A 13,773-nucleotide genomic window follows, 5' to 3' on the forward strand; every position below is an offset into this window, starting at 1 on the left:
TACGGGTCTGTGTGTCTCGTACGGTCTGTTGTTCTCGGACTGGTCTTGCGGTGTTCGCGGCCGTGCGTCAGGTCAGGGGCTTGCGTTTCCCTCGTCGAGGGCGCGAACCTTGCGCTCGTAGTTACCGATGATCCGACGCGACATCCAGCCGATCGTCCCGATCATCGCGAGCACCACGAGCAGCGCAGCGACCAAGCCTGCGATCGGTGACCAGTGTGCCAGCGCCAGGATGATCGGAATGCCGATCACCAGCACGAGGACCCCGGAACCCAAGACGAGTGTCACGAACCGCCCGTAGGAGAAGTGCGGGCGCTCGGGCACACCGTCGGACCCGCTCATGCGATGCTCCCGACCCAGTTGCGCAGCAGTTCGGCGCCCGCGTCCCCCGACTTCTCCGGGTGGAACTGTGTGGCACTCAGTGCGCCGTTCTCGACCGCCGCAAGAAAGCGGCTGCCGTGCTCGGCCCACGTCAGGGCCGGTGCGGCGAGTGGCGATCCGACGTTGTCCATCTCCCACGTCTGCGCCGCGTACGAGTGCACGAAGTAGAAGCGGGTTGCCGGGTCGATTCCCTTGAACAGCGTCGAGTCGGTCGGGGCGTCGACGGTGTTCCACCCCATGTGCGGCAGCACGGGAGCGTCGAGCCGCGAGACCGTTCCCGGCCATTCGCCGCATCCGTCGGCCTCGACACCGAATTCGACGCCGCGCTCGAACAGGATCTGCATGCCGACACAGATGCCGAGCACCGGGCGTCCGCCGGCGAGGCGTCGGCCGATGATCCGGTCGCCGTGGACCGCGCGCAACCCGTCCATGCAGGCCGCGAACGCGCCGACACCCGGCACGACCAGCCCGTCGGCTTCAAGCGCAGCGGTGAAGTCGCTGGTCACGGTGACGTCGGCGCCGGTGCGCTCCAGTGCGCGCTGGGCTGAGCGCAGATTGCCCGAGCCGTAGTCGAGGACGACGATGTTCGTCGCACTCATAGAGCGCCCTTGGTGGATGGCACTCCACTGACTCTCGGATCGGCCTCGGTCGCCGCACGCAACGCGCGGGCGACCGCCTTGAATTCGGCCTCGGTGATGTGGTGCTGGTCGCGGCCGTAGAGCACGCGCACGTGCAGGGCGATACGCGCGTTGAGCGCGATGGACTCGAAGACGTGCCGGTTGATCACCGTGGAGTAGGGCACGCCGGGGTAGCCGCCGATCACCGCGGTCAACATGTGCTCGGGCTCGCCGGTGTGAACACAGTACGGTCGGCCCGACACGTCGACGACGGCGTGTGCGAGCGTCTCGTCCATCGGGATGTACGAGTCGCCGAAGCGGCGAATTCCCTTCTTGTCGCCGAGAGCCTGACCAAGTGCCTGACCGAGCACGATCGCGGTGTCTTCGATGGTGTGGTGTCCCTCGACCTCGACGTCGCCCTTCGCCTCGACGGTCAGATCGAAGCTGCCGTGTGCGCCGAAGGCGGTCAACATGTGGTCGAAGAACGGGATGCCCGTCGAGATCGCTGTGACGCCGGTGCCGTCGAGGTTGAGTTCGACGACGATCGACGACTCCTTGGTCGTCCGTTCGACGCGTGCGATACGCGGTGCCGGGGTGGTCACTGTGACTTCTCCAGATCTGTGGTGGCGAGCTTCCGGCTGACGTCGAGGAACGCGTCGTTCTCGTCAACCAATCCGATCGTGACACGGAGATGCGCGGGAATTCCTACGTCGCGGATCAACACGCCGTTGTCGAGGTAGCGCTGCCACGATGCCGGAGCGTCGGCGAAGCGTCCGAACAACACGAAGTTGGCGTCGGAATCGACAACGTCGAATCCCGCCTTCTCGAGCTCTGCGACGACGCGTTTGCGCTCGGCGATGATCTTCGCGACTCCGCCGAGCGTCTCGTCGGCGTGGCGCAGCGCCGCTCGCGCAGCGGCCTGCGTGAGCACGGACAGGTGATACGGCAGCCGCACCAGTTGCAGGGCGTCGACGATCGCGGGCGACGCCGCAAGGTAACCGAGCCGACCGCCTGCGAAGGCGAACGCCTTGCTCATCGTCCGGCTGACGACGACCTTCGTCGGGAACTCGTCGATCAACTCGACGGCGCTGCGCTGCTCGGAGAACTCCGCATACGCCTCGTCGACGATCACTATGCCCGGTGCGGCGTCGACGATCGCCCGCAACCCGTCATTCGAGATCGACGCGCCCGTCGGGTTGTTGGGAGAGGTCACGAACACGATGTCGGGGCGTCGCGCGGAGATCTCACCGACCGCATAGTCGATGTCGAGGGAGAAGTCGGCGCTGCGCTTGGCTTCGAGCCACGTGGTGTCGGTGCCGTCCGAGATGATCGGATGCATCGAGTAGCTGGGCACGAAGCCCAGCGCCGCACGGCCGAGCCCGCCGAACGCCTGCAGGAGTTGCTGCAGAATCTCGTTGGAACCGTTTGCCGCCCAGACGTTTTCGACGCCGAGGTGGGTTCCGGTGGCGGCGCTGAGGTAGGCGGCGAGGTCGCTACGCAGCGCGACAGCGTCACGGTCCGGGTAACGGTGCAGCTCGGCCGCAGCGGCGCCGACCGATTCAGCGACGTCGGCGATCAGCTCCGGAGACGGCGGGTGCGGGTTCTCGTTGGTGTTGAGAACGACAGGAACCTTCAATTGCGGTGCGCCATAAGCGCTTTTGCCGCGCAGGTTGTCGCGGAGCGGAAGATCGTCGACGGTGATCCGAGCTCCGGGAATCTGGACTCCGGGTACTTGAGCGCCTGTAGCTGCGGGCGTCACTTTGCTGCCTCGGCGACAGCCCCCGAGAACCTGCGGGTGATCGCATTGCCGTGTGCCGGAAGGTCTTCGGCCTGCGCCAAGGTGACCACCTGGGCGGAGACGTCGCGCAGCGCCGCCTCGTCGTAGTCGATGACGTGCACGCCACGCAGGAAGGTCTGTACCGAGAGACCCGACGCGAACCGAGCCGAACCCGACGTCGGCAGAACGTGATTCGATCCCGCGCAATAGTCTCCGAGGCTGACCGGCGCGAAGTCGCCGACGAAGATCGCGCCGGCGTTGTGCACGCGATCGGCGACCTGCGCGGCGTCGCGCGTCTGGATCTCGAGGTGCTCTGCCGCGTAGGCGTCGACCACGGCAAGACCGGCCTCGACGTCGTCGACGAGCACGACACCCGACTGCTTGCCGCTGAGCGCCGTGGTGACCCGTTCACGGTGTTTGGTCTCGGCGATCTGGCGGTCGAGTTCTGCGTCGACGGCGTCGGCCAGGGCGACGCTGTCGGTCACGAGCACCGACGCCGCGAGGACGTCGTGCTCGGCCTGGCTGATGAGGTCTGCGGCGACGAAGGCCGGGTTTGCCGAATCGTCGGCGAGGATGGCGATCTCGGTGGGACCGGCCTCGGCATCGATGCCGACGAGTCCGCGACACAGGCGCTTGGCTGCCGTGACGTAGATGTTGCCGGGACCGGTGATGAGGTCGACCGGGTCGAGGACCGCACCGTCGGTATCCGTACCGCCATAGGTAAGGAGCGCGACGCCTTGCGCGCCACCGACGGCCCAGACCTCGTCGACGCCGAGAAGAGCGCACGCGGCGAGGATGGTCGGGTGTGGCCAACCGCCGAAGTCCTTCTGCGGGGGCGACGCAACGACGAGCGACCCGACGCCCGCCTCCTGCGCGGGAACGACGTTCATGATGACCGACGACGGGTAGACAGCATTGCCGCCGGGTACGTACAGGCCAACACGCCTGACGGGAATCCACTTTTCGCTGACGGCTCCCCCGTCGACGACCTGTGTGCGCGACGTCGTACGACGCTGATCGGCATGGACGAGCCGAGCGCGAGTGATCGACTCACGCAGCGCATCAGCGACGGCCGGATCGAGTTTCGCCAGGGCATCCGCGATCACATCGGCGGGAACCCGAACACTCGACGGACGAACGCCGTCGAACTTCTCGCCGTACTCGAGTGCTGCCTCGACGCCGCGATCGGCGATCGCATGCACCACCGGCGTCACCGTATCCAGCACGGCGTTGACGTCGGTGCCCCCACGGGGCAACGCGCGACGCAGCTCAGCGAGCGTCGGCGAGCTACCGCGCAGGTCGGTTCGGGCGAGCATGGGTGTCTCCTGATCGGTCGGGTTGATGTGTCCAGGATATGTGGCGGCACCACCGGTTTCCGAATGCGGTCTGTCAGGACCAACGCGGCAGTAAGGCGCGGAGGCAGTCGCATAGTCATCCAGCCTCGGTGACCCGATCACGATCCGTCGAAAGTTTCTTCGATTATTCCTGGACGGTGTCGGTATTGTCGGGTAATGTAGAACACATATTCGACACGACGCGGGGCGGGGGTGGCGGCACGTGAACAGCAACAGCAATCGCAACAACAGCGAGAATGGCCGTGCACCTTTGGCTTTGGCGACTGCTGCGGTGGGATCGGCGGATGCGGTGGTGGCGGAAAAGCTGTCACGGCTTGCCGCGGTGCTGGATGAGTTGGCTGCCGTCGATGTGTCGCTGGTATCCGATGCCGCGCTGGTCGAAGCCACCGTTGAGGCAGAACGGTTGGCGTTGCGGACCGCGGGTGCGGTCACCGATCGCTTGATTGTGGAGGCCTCCGACCGCGACCTACCCCGCGCGTCGGGTTTCCGCGACATCCGCAATTTCATTGGGCAGGGTCTGCACATCGGTGACCCCGCCGCGCGGCATCGGGTGATCGCGGCGACCGGCTCGTTCACCACGATCTGCGGCGACCGACTACCACCCGCATGCCCAACGTTGGCCGGCTATGTGGCGGAGGGTCGGGTCGCGGGCGCGCACGTGCGGGCGGTGTTGGAGGTTTTGGAGGCGATCCCCGGTGAGGTGTCGGCCGAGACGAAAGCGGCGGCCGAAGCACAGATGGCCGGCTACGCGGTCCAATTCACCCCTGCCGAGATCACCAATTTGGGTTCACGATTGTTGGCGCACCTGGATCCGGATGGGACGCTGACCACCTCGAAGGACCGTAAACGTCGACGTCGCCTGTGGGTGAACCGGCAGAACGCTCAGTTGATGTCGCGGTTGACTGCCGATTTGGATCCGATCGCCCGCGCCCGGCTCGACACGGTGCTCGATGCGTGGGCTAAACCGGGCATGAACAACCCGGACGACCCGGAGTCGCCGGTCGGGCCGATCACCATGGCGAATGCTGAACAGGTCGCGGCCGCGGCGCTACGTGATGAACGCTCACCCGCGCAACGCAACCACGACGCGTTCTCCGCACTCCTGCAGCAAGTACTTGAATCAGGGATGCTCGGCAACACCCATCGCGGATTACCGATCCAGGTGATCGTCACCACCAGCCTGCAGGAACTCGAAGAGCAGGCAGGGATCGCACAGACCACGTCCGGAACACTGCTCCCGATCAGCGATGTGATCGAAATGGCCGCCTCCACCGGGGCGAGCCAGTATTTGGCGGTGTTCGGTGAGCACACCAGCATCCCGCTGTATTTGGGTCGGTCGAAGCGGATCGCGTCACTCGGACAACGACTCGCCTCCTTTGCTTCGGCGGGCGGGAAGATGTGTTCGGCACCCGGCTGCAACCAGCCCGCATCACGGGTGCAGATGCATCACGCCGCCAAAGACTGGGCCGACGGTGGGTTGACCGATATCGACCAACTCGTCCCGGCGTGCGATGTGCACAACCGGAGAGTCGGCACAAAACCCGGGCAGTTCACCACCCGCATGATCACCGAAGGCCCCGACACCGGACGTGTCGCGTGGCGGCTCAACGCCAAGCCGGGTATGCCGGAGAATCCGGAACGCATCAACCGCATCGCCGACGTCAAAGCCGACTTCCACGACTACCTCGCCGCCGAACACACCAGCAACCAAGCCGCAGCGGCGGCACGAGCAACCGGGACAAGCACAGACGCGACGGTCACCGAGATCGGCGCGCGAGCCTCCAGCAGAGTGGGCGCCGAGAACGTCACAGACACGGCCAGCGACCAGATGGTGGTCGCGGACGCAGTGGGCGCCTGGATGGTGTCGCCGTCCTCAGTGCCGGACCCGCCGAGCACGCAGGTGGCACGTCAGACGCTCACCGGCGTCGAACTCGCGCTGGCGGATAGAATGCCTTCCGCAGATCCTCGGCGCCTCGGCAGGCGGGTCGACATCCGATGGAACCTCCCCAGGCCACTCGAACTCGACCCCGACCCGCCCACAGACCCCAACCCATCAACGGGCCCGGCCCCACCAGGCGGCCCCAACCGGCTCGGCGGCGTCGACCCGCCAGACAGCCTCGGCCCACCGCTGGCCGACGCCGCCTGACCACCGCCATCCCGGGCGAACTGTCGAATCCGGTTGCGCCGCAACCCGTCTACACCCCGCCACCACACACGGTGGCGGGGCAGACGTGGTTGCCTGAGGGACAGCCCGAACGGAGTGTGCAGACGTGCAGCCCCGGCAGGCCACGGCGCCAGGTCGTGCACGGCTGCCCTCGCCAGGATCTTCCGCACCCTCGCCGGCGCCCCCGATACGCCAAGTCGAATCATGAATCATGTTCAACTGCGCGGTAACCTGTGGCGCATCATCCGACGAACCGCGACGGACAGGATTCACCGCAGATGGGCGACGCTCGCTCCGACCACCCAGTGGACGCCGACGACGTATCCGATGACCCGATTACCGACCTGGAGACAGGTTTCGCTGACCTGATGCGGCAGGGACGGATTCGACTGCGCACCCGTGCTCGTGCGGTTGACCCCCACCTCGACCCGTCGAACTATCCCCTGATCGCGATGCTCGCCAGCGCCGACGGATCTCTGCCGGTATCAACACTCGTCGCGCAGCTCGGACTCGAGAAGTCGACTGTGAGCAGACAGATCGATGCCCTCGTGCGCCTCGGCCTGGCCGAGCGACACGCCGACCCGCATGATGCGCGCGCTCGACTGGTCTCCTTGACTCCTACCGGCCGCGCACGCGTAGATCACGTAGCCGATGCGGCGGTCGCAGACTGGCGGGCACGGTTGTCCGAATGGGACCCCGAGGACATCCGGACACTCACCCGGCTGCTCAATCGTCTCCTTGTCGACGACGCGGAGTTCGAACCCGACCTGACCTGATCGGCGGCGTGCCCCGGCGCCGACATCGCGGCGCTGACATAACGGCGCAACGCCGCGTCGAGAAACTCCGCCGGAGCCGGGAATACTCAAGATAGTTGCGCGTTACAACTATCAATGGTTATAGTTGCTTCACTCAACTAGTTGGTTGCGTGACGTGTCTGCAGCCAGCAATCGGCCGGCCATTGTCGCCGCGCCCCCGACATCCCTCTCCCGCTCGGCAGACCGTGCGGGATCAGCCACCACCTCAGGAGGTTCTCCCATGTCTCTAACCGCCACGCGGGAGGTTGCTTCCGCAGCGGGCGCACCGATGACCCATCGACAAAAGCTCGAAGCACTCGTCGGTTTGCTCCTCGGGATGTTCGTCGCGTTTCTCTCGTCGACGATCGTGTCCAACGCGCTCCCCGTCATCATCACCGACCTGCATGGAACGCAGGGTCAGTACACCTGGGTCGTCACGGCGACTCTCCTCGCATCCACGGCGACCACACCCATCTGGGGCAAGCTTTCCGACCTGGTGAGCAAGAAGATCCTGGTCCAGGCGTCGTTGGCGTTGTTCACCCTCGGCTCGGTGCTCGCCGGACTCTCACAGTCGGTCGGCATGCTGATCGGTTTCCGTGTCATCCAGGGCCTCGGACTCGGTGGCCTGCAGGCGCTGGTCGTCATCGTGATCGCATCCATGTTCAGCCCACGCGAACGCGGCCGCTATCAGGGTCCGATCGCAGCCGTGATGTCGCTCGCGACGGTCGCCGGCCCGCTGATCGGTGGCGTGATCGTCGACACCAGCTGGCTCGGTTGGCGCTGGACGTTCTACGTCTGTGTTCCGCTCGCGGTGATCGCATTGCTGGTCATCCAGCGCACGCTGAATCTTCCGACGGTCCGCAAGGACGTTCGCATCGACTACCTCGGCGCGTTCCTGATCGCGGCAGGCGTGAGCACACTGCTCATCTGGGTCACCCTCGCCGGTGACAGCTTCGCTTGGCTCTCGGGAATGACGTTCGGACTCGTCGCACTCGGAATCGTCCTCATCGCAGGTGCATTGTTCGTCGAATCACGCGCCAAGGACCCGATCATCCCGCTGCGGTTGTTCCGTGACCGCACGACGACTCTCGCCACAATGGCGAGCGTTGCAGTGGGTGTCGCACTGTTCGGTGGTGCCGTGTTCCTCGGTCAGTACTTCCAGATCGCCCGCGGCTACTCCCCCACGGCGGCAGGTCTGCTCACCCTTCCGATGATCATCGGCTCGATGCTCGCCGCAACGGTCTCGGGCGCCCTGATCACACGGTTCGGTCGGTGGAAGCGCTTCCTCGTCACCGGTGCTGCCCTGATGACAGCAGGCTTCTTCCTCCTGTCGACCATCGACGCCCATACCGACATGGTCGTCATCGGAGCGTTCCTGTTCATTCTCGGACTCGGCATGGGAATGACCATGCAGAACCTCGTGATGGCTGTGCAGAACAACGTCGGACCCGATGACCTCGGTTCAGCGACGTCGACGGTGACGTTCTTCCGCTCGCTCGGAGGCGCGGCAGGCGTGTCGGTTCTCGGTGCGGTGCTGGCAACCCACGTCACCGACCTGATCACCAAGGGTCTGGTGGCAGCGGGTGTCAATCCCGCTCAGACCGGCGGGTCGGGTGCAGGGCTCTCGAACCTCAAGGATCTGCCGGGACCGATCGCCGAGATCGTCCGCGGTTCCTACGGTGACGCAATCGCGCGCGTCTTCTTCATCGCCGGTGTGATGGCCGCGATCAGCTTCGTCGCGATCGTGTTCATCAAGGAGGTCGCACTCAAGACGCAGAGCTTCGACGAACAGCGGATGGCCGCTGTTCGTGAGGAAGTCATCGACGTCACCCCCGCCGCGTCGTTCGACGTAGCTCCGGTCACCGTGGACAGCGGACGGACCAGCGACAGCCACGCTAGCGACTCGGACGTGGACGACATCGACGAGGAGTTCGCGAAACTCGTCGACGGTCCGGAAGCCACTGCGCGCTCAACGGCCGCCGTCGGCGAAACCGACGCTCAGCCCGGACGTCACGAGCGCACGGAGTAACCGTCGAAACGATGTACGCGCACTAGCGCGCACTGATTCCAGACACACTGGTTCCAGACACACTGTGGCCCACAGCCTTTTCGCTGTGGGCCACAGTGCATCTCAGAACCGTTGCACCTCAGAACTGGTGCATCTCAAAACCGTTGCCTGCACGCCGCAGCGCTCAGAGAGGAATGTCGAGTCCGAGGTCGAGCGCGGTTACCGAATGCGTCAGCGCGCCGACGGCGAGGTAGTCGACGCCCGTGCGGGCGTAGTCGGCGGCCTGGTCCAGACTCAACCCGCCGGAGGACTCGAGTTTTGTCTCCGGCGACCTGTTGTTGCGGCGGGAGACGGCCATCTGGGTTGCCCAGAGTTCGAAGTTGTCGAGCAACACGAGTTGGGGTGCGAGGTCGAGCACCTCGTCGAGTTGATCGAGCGAGTCCACCTCGACCTCGACCGGCAGGTCGGGTGCCGCCGCACGCACAGCGCGGAGCGCCGCGCTCACCGATCCCGCGGCGGCAACGTGATTGTCTTTGATCAGCGCGGCGTCACCGAGCCCCATGCGGTGATTGACGCCGCCACCTGCGCGCACCGCATACTTCTGCAGATAGCGCATGCCCGGCAACGTCTTTCGTGAGTCGCGAATCTTCGCCGACGTTCCGTCGACGGCGTCGACCCACTGAGCTGTCGCGGTGGCGATCCCGGAGAGATGGCACGCGAGGTTGAGTGCCGTGCGCTCCGCGGTCAGCAGAGCGGCGGTCGGCGCATGCACCGCCAACACCACGTCTCCCGGTGCGACTCTCGTTCCGTCGGCAACCGCAGCGGTCACCTCGTACGCACCGGCACCGACGACCTCGTCGAGGACGGCAAGTACGACGGGAAGCCCGGCGACCACGCCGAGCGCACGGCTGACGATCTGCGCGTCGACCGTCGCGCCGGCAGGCACCGTCGACGCGGTCGTGATGTCGGGGCCGTAGCGGAGATCCTCGTCGAGCGCCGTCCGAATCAACGCCCGCACCTCGTCGGTGATCGCCAGGTCGAGTTCTCCGGCTGCCTCGCGCTGGCCGATGAACGCGCTCATCGACTCATTCACCCGAACCCGGATTGCCGATCGCGATCATCCGCTCGACGCTCTTGCGTGCGCGCTCGGCGACATCGTCAGCGACGAACACCTCGTCCTTACCCTCACGCAACGCACGCAACAGCGCAGCCGGCGTGATCATCTTCATGTACGGGCACGACGCGCGATCGTTGACCGCCTGGAAGTCGATACCTGGCGCGGCCTTACGTAGCTGGTGCAGCATGCCGATCTCCGTGGCGACGAGAACCTGCTTGGCACCGGTCTGCCGAGCAGCGTCGATCATTCCGCCGGTGGAAAGGATCTTCACGCGGTTGTCGGGCACCGCTCCCTCGCCCGCCAGATAGAGCGCCGACGTCGCGCACCCGCACTCGGGGTGGATGAAGAGGTCGGCGTCGGGGTGCGAGTTGGCCTTGGCGGTCAGCTCGTCACCGTTGATACCGGCGTGGACGTGGCATTCGCCGGCCCAGATGTGAATGTTGTCGCGGCCGGTCTCCCGCTTGACGTGCGCGCCGAGGAACTGGTCGGGCAGGAAGAGGACGTCGCGATCGGGATCGATCGACGCCACCACATCCACCGCGTTCGACGACGTACAGCAGATGTCGGTGAGGCCCTTCACCTCGGCGGTCGTGTTGACGTACGAGACCACGACAGCATCGGGGTACTCGACCTTCCACGCCCGCAGATCGTCGGCGGTGATCGAGTCGGCGAGCGAACATCCCGCCCTGGCGTCGGGGATCAGGACGCGCTTGTCGGGGCTGAGGATCTTCGCGGTCTCGGCCATGAAGTGGACGCCGCAGAACACGATTTCGTCGGAGTCGACCTCCGCCGCGATCCGGGAGAGCGCGAGCGAGTCGCCGACGTGATCTGCAACATCTTGAATCGCCGGTAACTCATAGTTGTGCGCGAGTATGGTCGCATTGCGCGCACGTGCTAGTCGACGAACCTCTTCTGCCCACGCCGCGGTCGGTTCCACTCCGGTGAATCCTGTGGGACCGTCTGTCCACACCGCGTCAATCAGACCAGGTTCGGTGACTGCTACCGAACGGTCGCTGGTGATACTCATGGGTCGCTCCTTCAGCCTGCGACCGGAGAACGCGGTTCGTGCTCCGAGACAGGTTTTCGACTGTCGGTCGAAAACACCTAGATCGTAGCACCATGCCCGGTGGGTACCGTCGGTCTCCAATTCGAGTAGCGCACTACGCGTTTCTGTGGTCGCCTGCGGCAATAGCGTCGAAGAGGTCAGCGACAACACCGCCACTGCTCGACAAGAATCACAGGAGATACCCCGATGACCTCCACGATTGGCCCCCGCGCCGGCCAAGGCACCCCTCCCACAACCCCCACCCCGATGGCCATCGCGCCCTCGATCCCCACGCGCAGATCATCGTTCTCCACTCCACTCGAAGCGGTCCGACGTCGCCAGGAAGCACTCGAAAGGCTGGCCGCGCGTCGAATCGTGACTCCGCCGCCCATGGCACCTTCGACCGCTGGACGCTCAGCCGACGTCGCCCATCTACGCCCTGTGGTGTCGGCCTCGGTGAGCCCCGGCGGGCAGTCCATCCCTCACGACGCCGAATTGAGCCACCCGCGCGTACCCCTGACCACTCGGGAGATCGAGGTGCTTCGGACGTGGCTCCTCACCGACTCCAAGTCAGTGGCGGCGTCGCGGTTGATGATCTCGGTGGGCACCGTCAACACGCACCTGGCACGCATTAGGACGAAGTACGCAGACGCCGGACGTCCGGCACGCACCAAGGCGTCGCTGGTTGCTCGCGCGATCCAGGATGGCCTGATCAGCCTCGACGAACTCTGAGAGGAGCGCGTCGCGGGTTCGTGCGTCGACCGCCTCGCGGGTTTCTGCGCGGAGCGCCTCGCGGTTGCCTCGCGGAGCGAGCCCTAGAATCGACCGCATGCCTGCGCCGATTCCCGCCAGTTCCGATGGCGCCGCCTCCCCGGAATCGGTCGCACAGGAAGCCGTCACACACGACGCGGGGCGCCCGACGTCCGAGTCGGCGGGAACTGCGGGCGTCGAGGTCCTGAGCGCGGTTTTCCAGGTACGACGCCCGACGCCGGACGTCGAACCGCAACTGTGCGTACTTCTGTGGCGGCAGCACGACGATGAGCCGTTCGCGCTTCCGGGTGGCGAGGTCGCGGCAGACGAGAGCCTGTCGGAAACCGCCCGGCGTCAGCTCGCCGACACGATGGATATCCGCAAGGTCGCCCACCTCGAACAGCTTTCGGTGTTCTCGGCACCTCATCGCACACCGGGTCGGCGGACGATCGCCTCGACGTACCTCGGCCTGGTTCCCACGGATGCGCCTGCACGCCTGCCCGACACCGCGGCATGGGAGCCGGTGGATTCCCTTGGCGTCCTGGCTCACGACCACGCCGACATCATCGCCGCGGCGCGTCGACGTCTCGCCGGGAAACTCTCATACACGAATATCGCGTTCGCGTTGGCGCCGTCTCGGTTCCCGATGTCGGAGCTGTCCGAAATCTATTGTGCCGCACTGGGTTACCCCGTCGACACGACCAACCTGCTGCGAATCCTCAGCCGGCGCGGCGTTGTCGTGGCCACCGGGACCGTCGGAAAAACGGGCCGTTCGGGTGGGCGCCCGCCCGCGCTCTACGCCTTCGCCGACAACGAGTTACGCGTCACCGACGAGTTCGCGACGCTCAAACCCCCACCGTGAGCGACTGATCTGCGTCGTCGGCGACGCCGTCGCCCACACCGAGGTCGGCGTCGCTGGTGGCGAGCGCACACACCAGATAGACGAGACTGACCGTCAACGGTGCACAGATGAGGAGAATCCACGGCGCCGAGAACCCGTTGCGCGTGGCGCCGTCGAGCACGAGGTCGGGAACCACACGGAAGGTCTGCCCCATCCCGACGTCGTGCGGGTCCGGGAAGTGCAGATGCGCGACCCAGGTGCCGATAGATCCCGCGATCACAGTGCCGATCACTGCGGTCACGAACGTCACGCCATAACCGACGAGGCCTCGCCAATACCGCGCGGCGAACCATGCGAGCGCCGCCGCGACCGCACCGTAGGCGAGCATCCAGAACGCGAAAACCGCGACACCGGCGAATTCCTCACCAAGCTGTTCCGACGGCACGGCTGCGCCCTGTGCAGTCACAGTCCCGGTCATCGCCGGGGTCGTGACCGCCCACGCCACACCGAACACGGCGCCGAGCAGCAGCACGACAGCGCCGACGACGACCAGCGGTGCAGGCGAGTGCTTGCGCCGAACCGACACCGGGTTGCCGGGCGTGCCCGGATAGACCTGGGCCATCATCGTCGACCGAGTTGCGACGAATCGACGACACCGTGGCGCGAACAACGTGCATCCCACCCGTCGGGACGCACCTGCACCACCATCCGCCTGCCGCACTGACCACAGAACCGAGGCGGCTCCAATCCGAGGCGCGCTGCCTGCGGCACCGCGTCGGCCGCCTGCAGGTCGAGTTCGATGCCGGTGTACACGCCGTACCGGCACGGCTCGTCGAGCGGACCGGGGATGTCGACGGGGCTTTTGGCACCCGGATCGACGGTGGGCGTCGGAGTCATCGGCGTCCTCTCAGCTCAAAGGTCATCGAA

At 65.9% G+C, this 13,773-nt stretch carries 14 protein-coding genes; 5 read left to right on the forward strand and 9 right to left on the reverse strand.

Annotated features, from left to right (window positions below; genetic code table 11):
* Positions 1-72 precede the first annotated feature (72 nt).
* The 5 genes from ABW18_RS06485 to hisD are packed head-to-tail and all read right to left on the reverse strand — an operon-like array spanning position 73 to position 4,088.
* Positions 73-339 carry a hypothetical protein gene (locus ABW18_RS06485; protein WP_049698197.1) on the reverse strand — a complete coding sequence of 89 codons (267 nt, stop codon included), beginning with the start codon at positions 337-339 and terminating at the stop codon, positions 73-75.
* Complete coding sequence (gene hisH / locus ABW18_RS06490; protein ID WP_049698198.1) at positions 336-977, reverse strand: imidazole glycerol phosphate synthase subunit HisH; 642 nt, start codon at positions 975-977, stop codon at positions 336-338. The genes ABW18_RS06485 and hisH overlap by 4 nt, the downstream gene beginning before the upstream one ends.
* Positions 974-1,597 carry an imidazoleglycerol-phosphate dehydratase HisB gene (gene hisB / locus ABW18_RS06495; protein ID WP_005208453.1) on the reverse strand — a complete coding sequence of 208 codons (624 nt, stop codon included), beginning with the start codon at positions 1,595-1,597 and terminating at the stop codon, positions 974-976. The genes hisH and hisB overlap by 4 nt, the downstream gene beginning before the upstream one ends.
* The gene (locus ABW18_RS06500) at positions 1,594-2,754 is read right to left on the reverse strand and encodes a histidinol-phosphate transaminase (RefSeq protein ID WP_049698199.1); all 1,161 of its coding nucleotides are present in this window, start codon (positions 2,752-2,754) and stop codon (positions 1,594-1,596) included. Before ABW18_RS06500 ends, hisB begins: the two co-directional genes overlap by 4 nt.
* A complete protein-coding gene (gene hisD / locus ABW18_RS06505) occupies positions 2,751-4,088 on the reverse strand; it encodes a histidinol dehydrogenase (protein ID WP_049698200.1) in 1,338 nt (445 codons plus the stop codon). The genes ABW18_RS06500 and hisD overlap by 4 nt, the downstream gene beginning before the upstream one ends.
* Before the next feature lie 241 nt (positions 4,089-4,329).
* Here hisD and ABW18_RS06510 point away from each other — a divergent pair, with 241 nt between their 5' ends.
* The 3 genes from ABW18_RS06510 (at position 4,330) to ABW18_RS06520 (ending at position 9,114) form a co-directional block, all read left to right on the forward strand.
* Positions 4,330-6,273 carry an HNH endonuclease signature motif containing protein gene (locus ABW18_RS06510; protein WP_082943102.1) on the forward strand — a complete coding sequence of 648 codons (1,944 nt, stop codon included), beginning with the start codon at positions 4,330-4,332 and terminating at the stop codon, positions 6,271-6,273.
* Positions 6,274-6,569: 296 nt separating this feature from the next.
* Entirely contained in the window at positions 6,570-7,067 is a 498-nt protein-coding gene (locus ABW18_RS06515) for a MarR family winged helix-turn-helix transcriptional regulator (protein WP_049698562.1), read from the forward strand.
* Between the two features lie 307 nt (positions 7,068-7,374).
* On the forward strand, positions 7,375-9,114 hold the full coding sequence (locus ABW18_RS06520; RefSeq protein WP_049698201.1) for an MDR family MFS transporter: 1,740 nt from the start codon (positions 7,375-7,377) through the stop codon (positions 9,112-9,114).
* A gap of 163 nt (positions 9,115-9,277) precedes the next feature.
* Here the strand turns inward: ABW18_RS06520 and nadC are convergent, their stop codons facing one another.
* Together nadC and nadA are read right to left on the reverse strand one after the other, a co-directional pair.
* Positions 9,278-10,174 (reverse strand): carboxylating nicotinate-nucleotide diphosphorylase, encoded by an 897-nt coding sequence (gene nadC, locus ABW18_RS06525; protein WP_049698563.1) that lies wholly within the window; start codon positions 10,172-10,174, stop codon positions 9,278-9,280.
* 4 nt (positions 10,175-10,178) lie between these two features.
* A complete protein-coding gene (gene nadA / locus ABW18_RS06530) occupies positions 10,179-11,237 on the reverse strand; it encodes a quinolinate synthase NadA (protein WP_049698564.1) in 1,059 nt (352 codons plus the stop codon).
* 225 nt (positions 11,238-11,462) lie between these two features.
* Between nadA and ABW18_RS06535 the strand changes: the two genes are divergently transcribed.
* Both ABW18_RS06535 and ABW18_RS06540 read left to right on the forward strand, forming a co-directional pair.
* Positions 11,463-11,987, forward strand: a complete 525-nt coding sequence (locus ABW18_RS06535; RefSeq protein ID WP_049698202.1) for a response regulator transcription factor — start codon at positions 11,463-11,465, stop codon at positions 11,985-11,987.
* Between the two features lie 97 nt (positions 11,988-12,084).
* Positions 12,085-12,867: an NUDIX hydrolase gene (locus tag ABW18_RS06540; RefSeq protein ID WP_049698203.1), complete on the forward strand. Its 783-nt coding sequence runs from the start codon at positions 12,085-12,087 to the stop codon at positions 12,865-12,867.
* On the opposite strand, the gene ABW18_RS06545 is transcribed toward ABW18_RS06540, so the two are convergent.
* Together ABW18_RS06545 and bsaP are read right to left on the reverse strand one after the other, a co-directional pair.
* Positions 12,851-13,471, reverse strand: a complete 621-nt coding sequence (locus ABW18_RS06545) for a DUF2567 domain-containing protein (RefSeq protein WP_235434300.1) — start codon at positions 13,469-13,471, stop codon at positions 12,851-12,853. The genes ABW18_RS06540 and ABW18_RS06545 overlap by 17 nt on opposite strands.
* Positions 13,468-13,743: a biotin synthase auxiliary protein BsaP gene (gene bsaP / locus ABW18_RS06550; protein WP_049698205.1), complete on the reverse strand. Its 276-nt coding sequence runs from the start codon at positions 13,741-13,743 to the stop codon at positions 13,468-13,470. Before bsaP ends, ABW18_RS06545 begins: the two co-directional genes overlap by 4 nt.
* Positions 13,744-13,773: the final 30 nt, after the last annotated feature.

The sequence above is a fragment of the Gordonia jacobaea genome (assembly GCF_001186365.1).
Classification (GTDB): Bacteria; Actinomycetota; Actinomycetes; order Mycobacteriales; family Mycobacteriaceae; genus Gordonia; species Gordonia jacobaea.

Excerpts from the sequence above, each read along its gene's own strand:
- ABW18_RS06515 (WP_049698562.1), top strand. The coding sequence starts at position 6,570 with ATGGGCGACGCTCGCTCCGACCACCCAGTGGACGCCGACGACGTATCC.
- ABW18_RS06485 (WP_049698197.1), bottom strand. The coding sequence starts at position 339 with ATGAGCGGGTCCGACGGTGTGCCCGAGCGCCCGCACTTCTCCTACGGG.
- bsaP (WP_049698205.1), bottom strand. The coding sequence starts at position 13,743 with ATGACTCCGACGCCCACCGTCGATCCGGGTGCCAAAAGCCCCGTCGAC.
- ABW18_RS06545 (WP_235434300.1), bottom strand. The coding sequence starts at position 13,471 with ATGATGGCCCAGGTCTATCCGGGCACGCCCGGCAACCCGGTGTCGGTT.
- ABW18_RS06535 (WP_049698202.1), top strand. The coding sequence starts at position 11,463 with ATGACCTCCACGATTGGCCCCCGCGCCGGCCAAGGCACCCCTCCCACA.
- nadC (WP_049698563.1), bottom strand. The coding sequence starts at position 10,174 with ATGAGCGCGTTCATCGGCCAGCGCGAGGCAGCCGGAGAACTCGACCTG.
- nadA (WP_049698564.1), bottom strand. The coding sequence starts at position 11,237 with ATGAGTATCACCAGCGACCGTTCGGTAGCAGTCACCGAACCTGGTCTG.
- ABW18_RS06520 (WP_049698201.1), top strand. The coding sequence starts at position 7,375 with ATGACCCATCGACAAAAGCTCGAAGCACTCGTCGGTTTGCTCCTCGGG.
- ABW18_RS06540 (WP_049698203.1), top strand. The coding sequence starts at position 12,085 with ATGCCTGCGCCGATTCCCGCCAGTTCCGATGGCGCCGCCTCCCCGGAA.
- hisH (WP_049698198.1), bottom strand. The coding sequence starts at position 977 with ATGAGTGCGACGAACATCGTCGTCCTCGACTACGGCTCGGGCAATCTG.
- hisD (WP_049698200.1), bottom strand. The coding sequence starts at position 4,088 with ATGCTCGCCCGAACCGACCTGCGCGGTAGCTCGCCGACGCTCGCTGAG.